Source organism: Agrobacterium sp. 16-172Ci (assembly GCF_053522725.1).
Genome location: NZ_JBNWBW010000001.1, coordinates 560,102 through 577,658, shown reverse-complemented (window position 1 = coordinate 577,658; position 17,557 = coordinate 560,102). Strand labels below are relative to the sequence as shown.

Genomic DNA, 17,557 nt, shown 5'->3' with positions numbered 1-17,557 from the left:
CAAAGGTTCCCTCATGCGGCGTAAACCAGCACTCCGTCTTCTCTGCAGCGCGGCTCTTGCCGCTGCTCTCGCAATCGGCGCGGGTGCAAGCCCCGGCTTTGCGGAAACGAAGGCGACACCGGAAGACAAAGCCGTTACGTTCGATCCCGGCAAGGTGAACACCTTCTCCGGCGCCTTCCTCGCCGGGCGCAATGCCGATGTCGATCAGGATTATCCCACCGCGATTTCGCTTTACAAAAAGGCGCTGGAATTCGATCCGGCCAATACGGAAATCCGCCAGCGGCTGATGATCGCCGAACTTCTGAGCGGCAATTTCGAGGCCGGCGCCAAGATCGCCGATTCGATGAAGGACGATACCTCGGTGGAGCGCGTGACGACCATCGTGCGCGGTCTCGACGCCATCAAGGATAAGGAATTCGCCAAGGCCGAGAAGATTCTGAAATATACCGGTCCGAACGATCTCGACCGCATGGTCAACACGCTTTTGACCGCGTGGGCGCGTGCCGGTTCCGGCAAGCCGAAGGAAGCGCTGGCGCTGGTCAACAATATGAAGGGCCCGGGCTGGATTTCGATCTTCCAGAAATACAATGCGGCGGCCATCGCCCTTGTTTCCGGCAACAATGAAGCCGCCCGCAAGAGCCTGAACGAAGCGGTGACGGACCGCGAAGGCGGGGCAACCGCCTCCGATACCTATATGCGCGCTGTGATGGCGCTTGCCCGGCTGGAGGCTTCCGCCGGCAACAAGCAGAAGGCGCTGGATGCGATTGCGGTCGGAGACACTTTCGCACCGAATTACGCGCCGCTGAAGGCGCTTCGCCAGTCCATCGAAAACGGTGAAAAGCCGGAACAGCAGATCACAAATGCGGTTGAAGGTGCCGCCAGCGTCATGTTCTCCATCGCCGGCGCGCTGAACCGCGAAGGCGCCGAAGAGATCGTGACGCTTTATCTGCAGACGTCGCGCGCACTCGATCCGAAGAGCCCGGATACGCTCATCCTTCTCGGCGGCCTTTCCGAAGCGCTGAAACAGCCTGACCGCGCCATTGCCTTCTACCGCGAGGTGCCGAAGGATTCGCCGATGTATCGCATTTCCGAGCTGCAGCTCGGACTGACGCTTGCGCAGACCGGCAAGGTGGATGAGGCGCGCAAGCACCTCAAATCCCTGCTCGAATCCGATCCGAAGGACATTCGTTCCTATCTCGCCTACGGCAGCGTGCTTTCGGACGCCAAGGACTACAAGGCGATGGCCGAGAACTACGACAAGGCCATCGAGGTCATCGGCTCCGTGCCGCAGAAATCCGACTGGTCCGTTTTCTTCCAGCGCGGCATCGCCTATGAGCGACTGAAGGAATGGGACAAGGCCGAACCGAATTTCAAGCGGGCGCTGGAGCTGAACCCGGAACAGCCGCAGGTTCTGAACTATCTGGGCTATTCCTGGGTGGACAAGGGCATCAATCTCGATGAAGGCATGAAGATGATCAGCCGCGCCGTCGAGCTTCGGCCGAATGACGGCTACATCGTCGATTCGCTCGGCTGGGCGCATTATCGCCTCGGCGCTTTCGATGAAGCCGTGACCGAGCTGGAGCGGGCGATCGAACTGAAAGCCGGCGATCCGACCATCAACGACCATCTGGGCGACGCCTACTGGCGGGTCGGCCGCAAGATCGAGGCGGTTTATCAGTGGAACCGCGCATTGATCGGCGACAGCGACGACGTGGACAAGGCCACGGTGAAGGAAAAGATCGCCAACGGCCTGCCGCCGGTGGAAAAAGATGCCGAAAATACCGCCAAAAAGGAAGTCGCGCCGGTGCCGCCGGCTCCTCCGGCGCCGGCACCGGCTGCCACTCCGGACAAGAAATCCTGACGCCGCATGCGCGGGCATGACGTATCCGGGGCCACCGAGACCATCGAGGCGGCCCCGGCCAAAATCAATCTGGCGCTGCATGTGACCGGCCAGCGAGCGGATGGGTATCACCTGCTCGAAACGCTGGTGACCTTTACTGAAGCCGGGGACACGATCCGTATTCGCGACGCCGATGCCGACAGTTTTTCCATCTCAGGCCCTTTCGGCGATCTTTTGCGCGCGGGCGATGGCGGCGATAACCTCGTCACCCGCGCCAGGGACCTGTTGCGCGATGCGCTTGCATCGACGGGTCAACCGGCACCCCCGGTCGCCATTCATCTTGAAAAGAACCTGCCGGTGGCTTCCGGTATCGGCGGCGGCTCGGCCGATGCGGCGGCGACACTGCGCGGGCTTTTGCGGCACTGGCGTGCCGGGATCGCGCCGGATGCGCTTGCATCCATGGCGCTGACGCTCGGGGCGGATGTACCGATGTGCCTTGAGAGCCGATCCCTGATCGCGCGCGGCATCGGCGAGGACATCGAACCGGTCACCGATCTGCCAGAACTGGTGATGGTTCTCGCCAATCCGCTGAAGGCGGTCTCGACGCCGGAGATTTTCCGGCGATTGCAGACCAAGACCAATGCGCCCCTGCCCGCCTCTGCGACAATCGGCTGGATGGATTTTCTCGCGCAAAGCCGTAACGATCTGCAACCGCCAGCTCAGGCGCTTCTGTCGGAGATCGGGGAAATCATTGGGCTGCTGTCGCAGGAAGATGCTGCGCTTGTGCGCATGTCCGGTTCGGGGGCGACCTGTTTCGGGATTTTTCATTCCCTTGAAGCGGCCAGGAAAGCGGAAACATCGCTTCGGAAGAAACGCCCCGGCTGGTATTTTCAGGCGACGCGGACCATTTGAAGATTAGAGCGGCGGGCCCGCCGCTCCCAGTTTTGTTTGAGCATCGGATTTTCCGAAAACCGCAATACACTTTTCGGTCCGATGCTCCCGGCATTCGAGGATAAGGCCATGGCAGGCGATAGACCCTTCATTCCCCTTGGCATTGCGGTTCTGACCGTTTCGGACAGCCGCACGCTGGAGAACGACAAGTCTGGAGACACACTCGTCGCAAGACTGGAGGACGCGGGCCACCGGCTCGCTGCCCGCGCCATCGTCCCGGACGACAAGGCGGCGATCGCAGACACGGTGCGCGAATGGACGCTGTCTGACGGCGTGGATGTGGTCATCACGACAGGCGGCACGGGCTTCACCGGCCGCGATGTGACACCCGAGGCGCTGGAGCCGCTGTTCGAAAAGCGCATGGACGGATTTTCGGCGCTGTTCCATCGCATTTCCTATGACAAGATCGGCACCGCCACCATCCAGTCACGCGCGACCGGCGGCGTGGCGAACGCGACCTTCATCTTCGTGCTGCCCGGCTCGCCGGGTGCGTGCAAGGATGCGTGGGACGGTATTCTGAAAGCCCAGCTCGATTATCGCCACCTGCCCTGCAATTTCGTGGAGATCATGCCAAGGCTCGATGAGCATTTGAAGCGTGGGGCTGGGGGCGTTTAGATCAGCGGATTGAGGGCGCGTGGGGCTTACCCCCCTCTGCCCTGCCGGGCATCTCCCCCTCAAGGGGGGAGATCGGCAAGAGGCCCTCTTGTCGCTTTATCTCAAGCTTCAAGATGCACTAGACATCGCCGCAGATCGATCTCCCCCCTTGAGGGGGAGATGCCCGGCAGGGCAGAGGGGGGTGAAGCCGCACCCACCTCCGGTTCGCATACAATGCCCGCCCAAAACCCCATCACGCCAGATATTTCTTGAAGAACTCCGTCGTCCGGCCCCAGGCGAGATCGGCGGCCGCCTTGTCGTAGCGCGCCGAGGACGTGTCATTGTTGAAGGCGTGGTTGACGCCGTCATAGACGAAGATTTCAAAGGTCTTGCCGTTTTCCTCCAGCGCCTTCTTATAGGCGTCGATGCCGGCATTGATGCGCTCATCGAGACCCGCATAGTGCAAAAGCAGCGGCGCCTTGATGGCTGGTACATCGGCCGCGGGGGCCTGCTGGCCGTAATAGGCGACGCCGGCATTCAAACCTGCCGATTTGGTGGCGAAACGATTGACCAGCCCGCCGCCCCAGCAGAAACCGACCGCGCCCACCTTGCCATTCGCCCCCTGCCGGGCCGCGAGCCATACCCGGCCCGCTTCGGCATTGGCGACGGTCGCGTCCATGTCGAGACCGCTGAACATCTGCCGTGCCTTCTCCTCATCGGCGGGCGTGCCGTCCTGCGGGGATAGGAAATCGACCGCAAGCGCGCGGAAACCGGCGAGCGCCACCCGCCTTGCCACGTCACGAATATGGTCGTTCAGACCACGGTTCTCATGAATGACGATGACCGAGCCGATGGGGCCGGAAACGGATTTCGGCGTAACGAGGTAACCCTTCATCTCGCCGCTGGCGGCGGGATAGGTCACCTCCTCGGCGACGATCCTGTCGTCATCGGCCGCGATAACCGCCGCACGGGCGCTGTTGGCCGAAAGAAGCGGAGCGATGGCCGCCGCCGCTGCACCAGACCCGGCCAATACGGTGAGCTTTTCCATGAATTTGCGGCGATCGAGGCTGAGATGGGTATATTCATCGTAAGCGTCGATCATGGCCTGCGTGATCTTGGGCTTGTCCATCGCTCTATCCTCCTTGAACGCACGGATGCGGGAGGATAGCGCAGATCGCCCCGTGGGGAACGAGGCGGGGGCAAGCGACGCCACACATTTACGTGAGCGCCGCCAGCCAGTTTTCACATCAGGCAGCGAGGTCCACGACGATACGGCCGTCGATCTTGCCCTCTTCCATGCGGTGGAAGATATCGTTGATGTTTTCGAGCTTATCCCAGGAGAAATGGGCCGCCACCTTGCCTTCGCCGGCAAACGTCAGCGCTTCCTCCAGATCCTGCCGCGTGCCGACGATGGAGCCGCGCACCGTGATGCGCTTCAGCACCGTGTCGAACACCGGAATGGAGATGAAGCCCGGCGGCAGGCCGACAAGAGCCATGGTGCCCTTGGAGCGCAGGAAGCCGTAAGCCTGCTCCATGGCCTTGGGCGACACCGCCGTCACCAGCGCGCCGTGGACGCCGCCGGTCGCCTTCTGCACCTGCTCCACCGCATCTGGCGCGCGGCCATTGACGGTGACATCGGCTCCGAGTTTCTTCGCAAGCGCCAGCTTGTCGTCGAAAATATCGGCGGCCACGACATGCATGCCCATGGCCTTGGCATATTGCACGGCCATGTGGCCAAGCCCGCCAATGCCTGAAATGACCACCCACTCACCGGGCCTGACTTCGGTTTCCTTCAGCCCCTTATAGACGGTGACGCCGGCGCAGAGCACCGGTGCGGCCGGGCCGAAATCGAGATTATCCGGCAGGCGGCCGACGAATTTCGGATCGGCAAGGCCGTATTCGGCAAAGCTGCCATTGACGGAATAGCCGGAATTCTTCTGGCTCGGGCACAGCGTTTCCCAGCCCGTGCGGCACGGAATGCAGCAGCCGCAGGCGGTGTAGAGCCAGGGCGTGCCGGCGCGGTCGCCTTCCTTGATGCCGGTGACGCCAGCGCCGATCTTGGCGACGTAACCCACACCTTCGTGGCCGGGGATGAAGGGCGGATTGGGCTTGACCGGCCAGTCGCCCGTTGCGGCGTGCAGGTCGGTGTGGCAAATGCCTGTCGCCTTGTAGTTGATGAGAATTTCACCCGGGCCGGGATCCGGTATCGCCACTTCCTCGATGGTCAGCGGTTTTCCAAACGCGCGGACGACGGCTGCCTTCATTGTCTTAGCCATGACATACTCCCTAATCTCTGCTCGCCTGGAATCCTCGACGGCAGGCAGAGATTAACGGGGATGGGGCGTCATGGAATTGACCCATCGCAAATCGGAGCATTTTGCAAGGCGGGATTGTCTCACTTATGAGGCAACCTCACGGTGCTGATTTACTCCAGCGCCAACCATATGGCGAGCCACGCCCACAGGCAGACGACCAGCGCAAAGCCGATGCCGAACAATGCGCCACGCTGACGCAGGCGGTTGCTGGTGACGTGGACATAGGAATGGGCATAACGCGAGAGCACGAACAGCCATGCCAGAACGACGGTGACGATATTGTCCGCATCCGTGATGTAGAGCAGCAGGCAGGCGATGTGAAACAGCACCGGCAGTTCGAACTGATTGGCGATGTTACGGTTCACCAGATGGCTTTCACGCGCCTCTTCGCCCCGGTCGCGCAGCTTGATCGCCGATTCGCGATCCTTGAAGGTGTATTTGTTACGCCGGATGATCAGGAGCGCATAAAGGCAGAAGACCAGAAAGACATGGGCGATCATCGGCCAGAACATTGCGGTCGTGGGTGACATGCTTTCTTCTCCAATCATGATAACGCTCCCCGATCCGGCATGAATCGGGGAGCGCCAAATACTCAGTATCCTTTTACGGATTCGCCTCGAAAGATCAAACCGCGCCGGGGTAGTTCGGGCTTTCGCGGGTGATCGTCACGTCATGGGCGTGGCTTTCGCGCAGGCCCGCGCTGGAGATGCGAACGAAGGTGGCGCGCTCCTGGAATTCCTTGATGTTGCTGCCGCCGACATAACCCATGGCGGCTTTCAGGCCACCTGCCAGCTGGTGCAGGACGCCGGAAACCGGGCCCTTGTAGGGAACCTGACCTTCGATACCTTCCGGAACGAGCTTCAGCGTGTCGCGTACTTCCGCCTGGAAATAACGGTCTGCCGAGCCGCGCGCCATGGCGCCTACGGAGCCCATGCCGCGATAGGCCTTGAAGGAACGGCCCTGGTAGAGGAACACTTCGCCCGGGCTTTCATCCGTGCCGGCAAGCAGCGAGCCGATCATGACGGCGGAAGCGCCGGCGGCGATTGCCTTGGCCAGATCGCCCGAGAACTTGATGCCGCCATCGGCGATGACAGGGATATCAGCCGCATTGGCGACTTCAACCGACGACATGATGGCAGCGAGCTGCGGAACGCCGACGCCGGCGACGATGCGGGTGGTGCAGATGGAGCCGGGGCCGATACCGACCTTGACGCCATCAGCGCCGGCATCGATCAGCGCCTTCGTGCCGTCGGCGGTGGCGACATTGCCGGCGATGATGCGAACCGAGTTCGACATCTTCTTGACCTGCGAGACGGCATCCAGCACGCGCTGCGAATGGCCATGCGCGGTATCGACGACCAGAAGGTCGACGCCGGCATCGATAAGGCGCTCGGCGCGCTCGATGGCGTCAGCGCCGACGCTGATGGCGGCAGCGGCGCGAAGGCGACCCTGCGCATCCTTGGTGGCGTTGGGGTTCAGCTGCGACTTCTCGATATCCTTGACGGTGATGAGGCCGACGCAGTTGCCCTTGGCATCCACAACCAGCAGCTTTTCGATACGGTGCTTGTGCAGCAGGCGGCGCGCTTCCTGCTGATCGACGCTGCTTTCCTTGACCGTGACCAGGTTTTCGCGGGTCATCAGTTCGTAAATCTTCTGCTGCGGATCGGAGGCGAAGCGCACGTCGCGATTGGTCAGAATGCCAACGAGACGGCCGTTCTTGTGGCCGCCGGAACCGCCGTTTTCAACGACCGGAATACCGGAAATGCCATGCGCCTTCATCAGCGCCTGTGCTTCAGCGAGCGTCGCATCCGGGCCGATGGTGACGGGGTTGACGACCATGCCGCTTTCGAACTTCTTCACCTGCCGTACTTCTTCGGCCTGTTCGATGGGGGTCAGGTTGCGGTGGATGACACCGATGCCGCCGGCTTGGGCCATGGCGATGGCGAGGCGGCCTTCGGTAACCGTATCCATGGCGGAAGAGAGGATCGGCAGGTTGAGATCGATATCGCGGGCGATGCGGGTGGCGATATTCGTCTGTCCCGGCATGACTTCGGAATGTCCGGGTTGCAGCAACACATCGTCAAATGTGAGAGCGTCCAAACCAGTGGGTGTTTGAATGATGCGTGCCATGACCAAATTCCTTCATACTGAAAATGCGTGGCCGTTCCGGAACGAAAAGTTCACCCCGGCGCCCTGCAAGGATTGCTTGGAAGTTGGCGAGGGCTGGTAACACGTTCATGACAGGAAGGGAATAGAAAAAACCCGGAATTGCCTTCCGGGCTTTCTTTGTTGCTGCATTGCAGCAGACGTTATAGCGCGTCGTGTGGGTCCTTGCCCCACACGACGCGCTATAACTGCTTGTTTTTATGCATGTCGTTATCGCAAAACCGCTGAACACTTTTGCGCGACATGCATTAGATGTCGAACTGATAGGATTTCGGCACGAAACGATAGCCGGTATCCAGCTTTTCCGCGTAACCGACCGCCGGGAAAGGCATGTGATACCCAAGGAAAGGCAAACGGTCGGTGGCGATCATGTCATAGACCTTCTTACGGGTCGCGGCGGCAGCCGCCTTGTCCATGTCGAATTTCACCTCCCAATCTGGTTTCTGCAGGGAAAGGACGAAATGGTTGGCCGTATCCGCCGTCAGGATGAGTTGTTTGCCTTCCGATTCGACACGGAAAATCATGTGACCAGGCGAATGACCGAAGGCCGCCACACCGGTAATCCCGGATACGACACTGGCGCCGTCGCCAATGAAGGTCGCCTTTTCCGCCAGCGGCTTGACGTTCGTGAGAACGCCCTTGTGACCGCCTTCCGCAGGCGTGCCGACACGTTTCTCATCCGTCCAGAAATCATATTCCGCCTGACCGAACACGTAGCGCGCCTTGGAAAAAGCCGGAGCACCCTTTTCCATCAGCCCACCGATATGATCGCCATGCATGTGGGTCAGCACCACGACGGTCACATCTTCCGGCGTATAACCGGCCGCCGCCATGCCCTCGATCAACCGGCCATTGCCCGCACCGCGCCCGGCTTCACCGAAACCGGTATCGAACAGCACGAGATCCGTGCCGGTATTGACGAGGACCGGCGAGAAGGAATTGACGAATTGCTCCTTCGGCAGAAAATTGTCTTCCAGCAATTTTCCGACCGTCTCCGCCGACTGATCGGTCCCGAAGGTCTCGCCGGGATTGGGAGCCGCGCGTGCGCCATCCTTCACCACCAGCACTTCGAAATTGCCGAGCTTGAAGCGGTTGGTTTCAGGCGGCATCGCGTGTTCTATCTCCATGGAGGTTTGCGGCTGGCTGGTCTGGGCCGTTGCCGTGCGCGCCATCAACAGCGGCGCACCGAGAACGCTTGCGCCCGCCGCGCCGATGAGGCCGCGTCTGCTCATGCTCAAGGATTGGGTCATCATTTTTCTCCCGATATCGCCAACTGGCCGTGATCGCCAACTGAACCATGCCAACGGACAATAGAGCGATAAAGTTGCAAGAAAACCGGCCTCACGCAGGTTTGATCGGAACTTGAGAAATTGATAATTAACGTGTTGGCAAGCCCGCTTATCAGGCGTAGGAGGAACGGCGATATCCTTTGTCGCAGCGGAAAGCCGCAGGCAGCCTCATGAACCGCATCATTCCCCTCATCCTGGCAGTCGCTCTCTTCATGGAGCAGATGGACTCCACCGTCATCGCCACCTCGCTGCCGGCAATTGCCGCCGACCTTCATGTCGGCCCGATCACGCTCAAGCTCGCATTGACGGCCTATATGGTGGCGCTGGCGATCTTCATTCCCATCAGCGGCTGGATGGCCGACAAATACGGCGCGAAGAAAATCTTCCGTTTCGCCATCGGCGTCTTCGTGGTGGGGTCGATCTGCTGCGCAGTGTCGTCCTCGGTGTTCGAATTCGTGCTCTCGCGTTTCCTACAGGGCATGGGCGGGGCGATGATGACGCCCGTTGGCCGCCTCGTGCTTTTGCGCACGACCAAGCGCAGCGAACTCGTCTCCGCCATGGCGCTGCTGACAATTCCGGGGCTGGTGGGACCGCTTACCGGCCCACCCATCGGCGGCTTCATCACCACCTATTTTTCATGGCACTGGATTTTTCTGATCAATGTGCCGATCGGCGTCATCGGCATTTGGCTCTCGACGATCTTCCTGCCGGAAATCGAAACCACCAACCCGCCGCCGATGGATGGCAAAGGCTTCGTGCTATCAGGCATCGCCGCCTCCGGTGTGGTGTTCGGCCTCTCCGTCGTCAGCCTGCCGGCGCTGCCGCCGGCCATCGGCATCGCCTCGACGATCATCGGTTTCATCTGCGGTTTTCTTTATCTGCGCCACGCCGCGCGCCACCCCGCCCCCATTCTCGATTTTCGCATATTCCAGAACGCGACCTTCCGGGCGGCGTCCGTCGGCGGCACCGTTTTCCGCATTTCCACGGGCGCCATACCCTTCCTGATGCCGCTGATGCTGCAGATCGGTTTCGGGCTCAATCCGTTCCAGTCGGGCATGATCACCTTTGCCGGCGCAATCGGCGCGATCACCACGAAATTCATGGCCAAGCGGGTGTTTGCGGCAACCGGATTCCGCTCGACACTGATCGGGGCCGGCATCGTCGGCGCCTGCACCACGCTCGCCAACGGCTTCTTCACCCCGGAAACGCCTTATCCGCTGATCATGATCTTCCTTGTGACAGCGGGATTTGCCCGGTCCTTCTTCTTCACCGGATCGAACGCGCTCAGTTATTCCGATATCGAGGACAGTCAGGCCAGCCAGGCGACCTCGATGGCGTCGGTGCTGCAGCAGATTAGCCTGGCGCTGGGTGTTGCTTTCGCCGCCTCCATTCTGGAAGTCAGCAGCGTGATGTCCGGCACGCACCTGCAGCTCGCCGATTTCCACATCGCCTTCATCATCGTGGCGCTGGTATCGCTGTTCGCCATCGTGCCGATCATCCGCATGGACGGCAATGCCGGGGCGGCCGTCTCCGGCCACCGGGGCAAGGTCTCACAACCGGCGGAGTGATCAGTCTTCGGAAGCCTCTTCGGCTTCGGATGCGTCGGTCGGCTCGCCCTTGCGGCCCTTGAAGTGCTTAGCAAGCAGGAACATTTCCACAGATTCCGAGCGTGAGGACGCCGGCTTGATGTGCAGAACCTGCTTGAAGTTCTTCTTCAGCATATCCAGCAATGCCTTTTCCGTGCCGCCCTGAAAGGTCTTGGCAAGGAAGTGGCCGCCTTCCGCCAGCACCTGAACGGCGAAATCGGCCGCGACTTCGCACAGATGCATGGTGCGGATATGGTCGGTCTTCTGGTGACCGGTGGTGGGCGCGGCCATGTCCGACAGCACCAGATCGGGCGTGCCGCCAACAGCCTCCATCAGCTTTTCCGGCGCGGAGGGATCGAGGAAGTCGAGCTGGAGGATTTTCACACCGGGAATGGGATCGATCTCGAGGAAATCGATGGCGGCAACGCGAATATCGTCTTCGGTGGAATCCGTCACCTTCGAAGCGATCTGCGACCAGCTTCCAGGTGCCGCCCCAAGGTCGATGATGCGGCGCGCGCCTTTGAGGATCTGGTGCTTGTCGTTGATTTCCAGGAGCTTGAAGGCGGCGCGGGCGCGATAGCCCTCAAGCCTGGCGCGCTGCACATAGGGGTCGTTGATATGACGTTCCAGCCAGCGGCGCGACGAGGCCTTGAGCTTGGTCTTCTTGACCTTCTGGCCGATCTTGCGGCCGGTGCGGTTGTTGCTTGTCGGCGCCTTGCTCATGTCAAACCTTCCGTCCTGTCCTGCCGTGTCATCTGCATGCGCCTGATGCGGTTGCGCCGCCATGCGCCGTCATCCGCCATCATATCCGTCAAAAGGCCTTCGCGCAGGCCGCGATCCGCCACGCGCATACGGCGTGCCGGCCAGCGGCGGCGAATGGCCTCGAGAATGGCGCAGCCGGCCAGAACCAGATCGGCCCTGTCAGGCCCGATGCAGGCATTGGCGGCGCGGCCGGCGAAATCCCAGGCCAGCAGCTTGTCCTGCATCGCCGTCACCTCGGCGTCCGACAACCACAGGCCATCCACCTTTCGGCGATCGTATCGTGGCAGATCGAGATGGACGCCGGCAAGCGTCGTGACCGTGCCCGAAGTTCCGATAAGATGAAAATCCTCGTGATGGGTTTGCGGCGCGAGAGGCGGGCAATGGAAGGCATCGAGCAACCCTTCGACTTCCCGCACCATGGCGGCGAAGACGTCCGGCGTCACATCGCGCCCGCCATGGCGTTCCGAGAGCGTGACGACACCGACCGGCAACGAGGTCCAATGGGTGATGTGATTGGCGAGCCGGTTCGAGCGGTTTTCGCCAACCTTGATGACGGCGATTTCCGACGATCCGCCACCGATATCGAACAGCACGACCGAACGCGCCTCGCGCCCAACGAGAGAAGCGCAGCCAGACACCGCAAGGCGGGCTTCCGTCTCGCGGCTGATGATTTCGAGCTTCAGTCCCGTTTCCCGCGTAACCCGCGCCAGAAACTCTTCACCATTCGACGCAGCGCGGCAGGCCTCGGTCGCGATGAGCCGCATGCGCCTGATCGGGCGACCGGAGAGTTTCGCGGAGCAGACTTTCAGCGCCTCGACAGCTCGATCCATGGCGTCGTCGGAGAGCCGGCCGCTCGACACCAACCCCTCGCCCAGCCGGACGATGCGCGAAAAGGCATCGACGACCCGGAACTGACCGGGTCGCGTCGGCTGCGCGATCAGAAGCCGGCAATTATTGGTGCCGAGATCGAGCGCGGCATACATATCCGCCTGCGGCTCCTGGCCATGCTCATGCTGGCGGCTTGCGTGCCGAGCGGGTAGTTCAGATTGCCGATGCGGTTCCTGCCCGGCCCCATTGGCGCGACCGTTCTGCTTGCCGACGTGTTTCGGCGCATGGGTTGGAACCAGCGGACGGCCCTGTGGGTCGCGGCTGCGCGGATCGCGGTGACCACGCTTGCGGTGGCGCGGCTTTCGCCCTGCGCCCGGTGGCACGGCGGATGGATTGGCGGCATCTGTTGCGGCTGGAGCCTGCGCCGGCACGATGGAAGCTGGGGCAGCCTGCTGAGACGCACCCTTGCCGCGAGAGCGCCTGCGGCGCTTTCTCTTGCGCGGCTCGGCATCCGGCTCAAGAGCCGATGCATAGGAGGAACCGGCCGGAACATCCGCGGCAACATCATGCGACAGCACAGCAGCGTCACGGGGCTGACCGTCACGCTTGTGTTTCTTGCCACGACGGGATCGCTTCGCTTTCCCTTTGTTCGCCACCGACGCCCCTTGTTCCGACGGCTTTGGGCCGTTTCCGGGGTCGATCACTGTCTTGTCCATTTCGCCGCGCACAAGCGTAGACGCTATGCTGCTGGCTTTCATAAGGTTTCGTTGGGCGGACAATACCAGCGCAAGCGATTTTAGCCAAATGGTTTTTGCCGGGCGGCGTGTGGCAAAGGCTCACACGTCACCAAGGTTGCGTGGGAACCACCACGGACATGGCAATAATTTTGCGGATTTTCAGAAATCGGGAGGTGCCTGCGCGGACCGGTCTGGATAAAGTATTCCCCTCTCCCGGAAAGTCCTTGTGACGCATAACTTACTGGGAGAGGGGAATGGTACGGTTGAGTGGGGTCGAACCACCGACCTCAGGTGCCACAAACCTGCGCTCTAACCAACTGAGCTACAACCGCACATGAAACGCCGAAGCGGCGTCACGGGGGGTGACATAAAAGGTGTTTTCCCCATTTGCAAGTGCCTCTTCGAATTTTGCGAAAAAAGGCTGAGAAAGGCAAGTGCTTTTCAAGGGGCCGGGCTGACATAAAGAGGCCGCAGCGGCCTGTTGATGTTAACTCTATTTGGCGATTCATCCGGCGGATGGTGGACCAGACCGCGCTGTGAAGTTATTTAAAATTCTGTTAACGTGATGCCTCGGCGGGTTTACGTTTAGAGCTTCATGAGGAAGCCGAAAAGCCCGCAAGGTCCGGTAGTGCCAGAATAGGTTTCGACATGCCCGCCGTCCAGTATCCCTTTATCGATATCGCAGTGCATGAACGGGTGCGTGAAGGTTTCGGGCGTGGCGAGGCCATGGCGTTGTTCTCGCTCGACCTTAAAAACGCCCTTTGGGCCAATGGCCGGGGTGCGGCGCTGTTCGGCACGCCGATGGTTTATGATTTTCTGGAACAGGGCCCGAAACCGCAGGACGTGACCTTCCGGCAACTGGCAGCCACGGCGGCGCGGCTTTCCAAAGCAGGCGACAGCCTGCCGTTTACCATTCGCATTACGTCGGGTTTCCGCAGCCTTGCCGTTACGGCGCGCGCGGAAATCATCGAGGCCGAGCCCGGACAGCCCGCCATCCTGTTTTCCGCCCTCACCGACCAAGTCGCACCCGACACGGCGGAATGCGCTCGGCGCATGATCGAAGGTTTCGACGACCCCGATATCCATATGGCGGTTCTGAACGGCGAGAACGAGATTGTCGCCGCCTCGCCCGGCTTTTCGTCGCTCGGCATCACACCGCATACCGCACGGACACTGGTGAAAATGGCAGCCGGACAGTCCGGCCATCTCGTCAAGCGGCCGGTGCCGACCGGCAAGGGCTATCTGCCCGCCGCCACCGGCCAGATTGCGGCATCGCCCGAACTGAACCTGATGTTCGTGGTCGAAACCGCGCTGGGCACACTCGATCCCGTCAATGGTTTCGCAGAAGACAGGCCGCAGGAAACGCCAGCCGCCGCCGAGCCCGCCCTGCCGGTTGCGGAGGTCGCGCCTGTTGCCGCTGCAACCTCCTTCGATTCCGTGCTCGATGCCGTCGCTGGCATCGAGGATGTGGAAGAGGTTCAGGAACTGCCGGCCGATCCCGAAGAGGAAGAGGCAGCGCAGCAGGATGAGAACAGCCTTTCGTCATTGCCGGAAAACGGAGCGGTGGCCCCGGCGGCGATTTCCGCGCAGGACGCCGACGCCGCGGCACATGTGGCGATGACCGACGACATCGCCGATCTTTTCGAACTCGATGAGGATGAAGCAGAAGCTCCCTTAACCGAGCGGGCAATCGCCGATGCCCCTGCCGAAGAGACCCGGGTCGAAGAAAACGCAGTCGCGGACGATGAAATCGTCGAAACAGTGCCGTCAGACGCTGCTCCTGCCGCGGATGGGGAGATAACGGCGGAGGCGGAGACCGAGGAGACGGACATCGGCGCTGGTGCAGAAGCACAGCCTTTTGTTTTCAATGCCGGTGCGCGCGCTTCCCGTTTCGTCTGGAAAATCGATGCGGAAGGACGCTTCAGTTCGATCTCGCATGAATTTGCGGAGGCTGTGGGCGCCAAGGCGGCTGCCGTGGAAGGCATGGGCTTTGCCGATGTCGCGGCCCTGTTCAATCTCGATCCCGACGGCAAGATCCGCGAGCTTCTCGGCCGTCGCGACACATGGTCGGGCAAGACGATCTACTGGCCGGTGGAAGGCACATCGCTAATGGTGCCGATCGATCTCGCCGCCCTGCCCACCTATACGCGCTCACGCGAATTCGACGGTTTCCGCGGTTTCGGCATCGTGCGGCTTGCCGATGCCGCCGAAGACCCGCATGCCACCGGCCTCACCTTCCTCAACGGCGAAGAGGCCGATGCGGAAGCACTGCCGCAGCCCGCTATTGAGGATGAAAGCCACGAATTGCTGGCCTTTATCGATGAGGATGACGAGGCAGGTGAAGATTCCGATTCCATCGCTGAGGATGCGATCCGGGTAACCGAGGCCGATGCGGCGGATGCGGCGGATGATGCATCGGACGTGGTTTCGGCCGAAGAACAGCACCATGATTATACCCCGCCGGAATTCGAAGCGCCGCTTGCAGCACCCGCGCTGGAGCCGGACTATTCCGACAAGGTCGTCCATCTGGAGGAGCGCCGCTCGCGCTCCCGCGAGGGGCTGACCGCAGGCGAGCAGGCCGCCTTCCGCGAAATCGGCCGGGCGCTTGCGTCGGCGGATGCTGCTTCCGAAGAAGACCGGGAAACGGATGCGGAAGCCATTTCCGCTGAGCCGACCATGCAGGATATCCAGCGGGATATCGATGCGGATGCTTCGGAAAGCGCGGCCTCCGAAACGGAAAATGACGACAGGGAAACCGAACCGGCGGAAGAAGACGATCTTTTCGCCGATTACGTTCGTGGCGAGCAGCCTGCGGCCATTCGCGCACCGGCGGATGAAAGCGGTTCCGACGAAAAGGAAGAGCCTGCGGCTGACGAGCGGCCGGCTGCCGATATTGCCGCCGCCATGGTCAGCCCGTCCGTTCGCCCCGCAAATGCCTTGACGGCCGAGACGCTGGACCAGATGCCCGTGGCGCTTCTGGTGCATGCCGGCGACAGGCTGATCCACGCCAACCCGGATTTCCTGCGCTTGACGGGCTATGGCTCTCTCGCCGAGCTCGAAGAGGTGGGCGGTCTGGAAGCGCTGCTGCAGCGGCAGGAGCTGGAGGAGATGCCGGACAACGAAGGCGGCATGGTGGTCGTCAGCTCTGACAACGACATCATTCCCGTCAAGGCGCGGTTGCAGTCCATTCGCTGGGAAGAAACCAAGGCGCTGATGCTGTCGCTGGTGCCGCTTGAGGAAAAGCAGGCGCCGGTTGCGGCCGCCAACGAAAATATTGCTGCCGGCGATGCCGAAAATGCGGAAGCAGGCAGCCTCTCCCTGTTGCAGGGCGAAGTGGAGGAACTGCATTCCATTCTGGAAACGGCCACCGACGGCGTGGTGCTTCTGGGAGACGAAGGCGAAATCCGCTCGCTCAACCGTTCCGCCAGCGCACTGTTCAACTATGACAATGGTGAAATCGCCGGCAAACCTTTCGTCACCCTCTTTGCCCATGAGAGCCAGCGCGCCGTGCTGGATTATCTCTCCGGTCTCGCCAATAACGGTGTCGCCAGCGTGCTGAATGACGGCCGCGAAGTGATCGGCCGCGAAGCATCCGGCGGCTTCCTGCCGCTGTTCATGACCATCGGCCGGCTGAAATCTTCGCATGGCTATTGCGCGGTTATCCGCGACATCACCCAGTGGAAGCGCACCGAAGAAGAACTGCGCAACGCCAAGCGGGCGGCGGAAACCGCCAATGCCCACAAGACCGACTTCCTGGCGCGCGTCAGCCATGAAATCCGCACGCCGCTCAATGCCATCATCGGCTTTGCCGACATGATGGCGACCGAACGTTTCGGGCCGATCGGCCATCCGCGTTATGTGGAATATGCCAATGATATCGGCCGTTCCGGCCGGCATGTGCTCGACATCGTCAATGATCTGCTCGATATTTCCAAGATCGAGGCCGGGCAGATGGATGTGGATTTCGTCGCCGTGCCGCTCAACGAAACGGTCGCCGAGGCGGTCTCGCTGGTGCAGCCGCAGGCCAACAACCAGCGCGTCATCATCCGCACCGCACTTGCGCAATCCGTGCCGCAGATCGTCGCGGACCTGCGCTCGATCAAGCAGATCGTGCTGAACATCCTGTCGAACGCGATCCGCTTCACGCCGTCCGGCGGCCAGATCGTGGTATCCACCGCCTATGAGGCCAATGGCAGCGTGTCGCTGCGCATTCGCGACACCGGCATTGGCATGACCCGGGCGGAACTGGAACAGGCCATGAAGCCGTTCCGGCAGGTGGCCTCCTCCGGCAAGCGCGTGCGCGGCGACGGCACCGGGCTCGGCCTGCCGCTGACCAAGGCCATGGTGGACGCCAACCGGGCGAATTTCTCCATTACCTCCACGCCGAATGAAGGCACGCTGGTGGAAATCACCTTTCCCTCGCAGCGGGTTCTTGCCAACTGAGGCCATGCGGGCGTAGCAATGCGGAGGCCGCCGGCACGATGGTCGC

12 protein-coding genes and 1 tRNA gene are annotated in these 17,557 nt (G+C 61.5%); 5 read left to right on the top strand and 8 right to left on the bottom strand.

What is annotated here, in order from left to right; translation table 11 throughout:
* Positions 1-13 precede the first annotated feature (13 nt).
* From ACQZ40_RS02880 to moaB, 3 genes are all read left to right on the top strand, one after another.
* Complete coding sequence (locus ACQZ40_RS02880) at positions 14-1,861, top strand: tetratricopeptide repeat protein (RefSeq protein ID WP_448747358.1); 1,848 nt, start codon at positions 14-16, stop codon at positions 1,859-1,861.
* Between the two features lie 6 nt (positions 1,862-1,867).
* A complete protein-coding gene (locus tag ACQZ40_RS02875; protein ID WP_448747357.1) occupies positions 1,868-2,752 on the top strand; it encodes a 4-(cytidine 5'-diphospho)-2-C-methyl-D-erythritol kinase in 885 nt (294 codons plus the stop codon).
* Positions 2,753-2,860: 108 nt separating this feature from the next.
* A complete protein-coding gene (moaB, locus tag ACQZ40_RS02870) occupies positions 2,861-3,406 on the top strand; it encodes a molybdenum cofactor biosynthesis protein B (protein WP_162934027.1) in 546 nt (181 codons plus the stop codon).
* 232 nt (positions 3,407-3,638) lie between these two features.
* Here the strand turns inward: moaB and ACQZ40_RS02865 are convergent, their stop codons facing one another.
* The 5 genes from ACQZ40_RS02865 to ACQZ40_RS02845 form a co-directional block, all read right to left on the bottom strand.
* Complete coding sequence (locus ACQZ40_RS02865; protein ID WP_448747356.1) at positions 3,639-4,514, bottom strand: dienelactone hydrolase family protein; 876 nt, start codon at positions 4,512-4,514, stop codon at positions 3,639-3,641.
* Positions 4,515-4,632: 118 nt separating this feature from the next.
* On the bottom strand, positions 4,633-5,661 hold the full coding sequence (gene adhP / locus ACQZ40_RS02860) for an alcohol dehydrogenase AdhP (RefSeq protein ID WP_004432721.1): 1,029 nt from the start codon (positions 5,659-5,661) through the stop codon (positions 4,633-4,635).
* A 149-nt stretch (positions 5,662-5,810) separates the two neighbouring features.
* Complete coding sequence (locus tag ACQZ40_RS02855) at positions 5,811-6,212, bottom strand: MAPEG family protein (RefSeq protein ID WP_004432719.1); 402 nt, start codon at positions 6,210-6,212, stop codon at positions 5,811-5,813.
* Between the two features lie 112 nt (positions 6,213-6,324).
* Complete coding sequence (guaB, locus tag ACQZ40_RS02850; RefSeq protein WP_065654415.1) at positions 6,325-7,830, bottom strand: IMP dehydrogenase; 1,506 nt, start codon at positions 7,828-7,830, stop codon at positions 6,325-6,327.
* A 284-nt stretch (positions 7,831-8,114) separates the two neighbouring features.
* Positions 8,115-9,116 carry an MBL fold metallo-hydrolase gene (locus ACQZ40_RS02845; protein WP_162934026.1) on the bottom strand — a complete coding sequence of 334 codons (1,002 nt, stop codon included), beginning with the start codon at positions 9,114-9,116 and terminating at the stop codon, positions 8,115-8,117.
* 209 nt (positions 9,117-9,325) lie between these two features.
* On the opposite strand from ACQZ40_RS02845, the gene ACQZ40_RS02840 reads away from it, so the two are divergent.
* On the top strand, positions 9,326-10,723 hold the full coding sequence (locus ACQZ40_RS02840; RefSeq protein WP_078051232.1) for an MDR family MFS transporter: 1,398 nt from the start codon (positions 9,326-9,328) through the stop codon (positions 10,721-10,723).
* Here ACQZ40_RS02840 and ACQZ40_RS02835 read toward each other — a convergent pair whose 3' ends face one another.
* The 3 genes from ACQZ40_RS02835 to ACQZ40_RS02825 form a co-directional block, all read right to left on the bottom strand.
* Positions 10,724-11,464, bottom strand: a complete 741-nt coding sequence (locus tag ACQZ40_RS02835; RefSeq protein ID WP_078051233.1) for an RlmE family RNA methyltransferase — start codon at positions 11,462-11,464, stop codon at positions 10,724-10,726.
* The gene (locus tag ACQZ40_RS02830; protein ID WP_198939047.1) at positions 11,461-13,089 is read right to left on the bottom strand and encodes a Ppx/GppA phosphatase family protein; all 1,629 of its coding nucleotides are present in this window, start codon (positions 13,087-13,089) and stop codon (positions 11,461-11,463) included. The genes ACQZ40_RS02835 and ACQZ40_RS02830 overlap by 4 nt, the downstream gene beginning before the upstream one ends.
* A gap of 234 nt (positions 13,090-13,323) precedes the next feature.
* Positions 13,324-13,400: transfer RNA gene (locus tag ACQZ40_RS02825), tRNA-His, on the bottom strand.
* 316 nt (positions 13,401-13,716) lie between these two features.
* Between ACQZ40_RS02825 and ACQZ40_RS02820 the strand changes: the two genes are divergently transcribed.
* Positions 13,717-17,511 carry an ATP-binding protein gene (locus ACQZ40_RS02820; protein WP_078051235.1) on the top strand — a complete coding sequence of 1,265 codons (3,795 nt, stop codon included), beginning with the start codon at positions 13,717-13,719 and terminating at the stop codon, positions 17,509-17,511.
* The last annotated feature ends 46 nt before the right edge of the window (positions 17,512-17,557 follow it).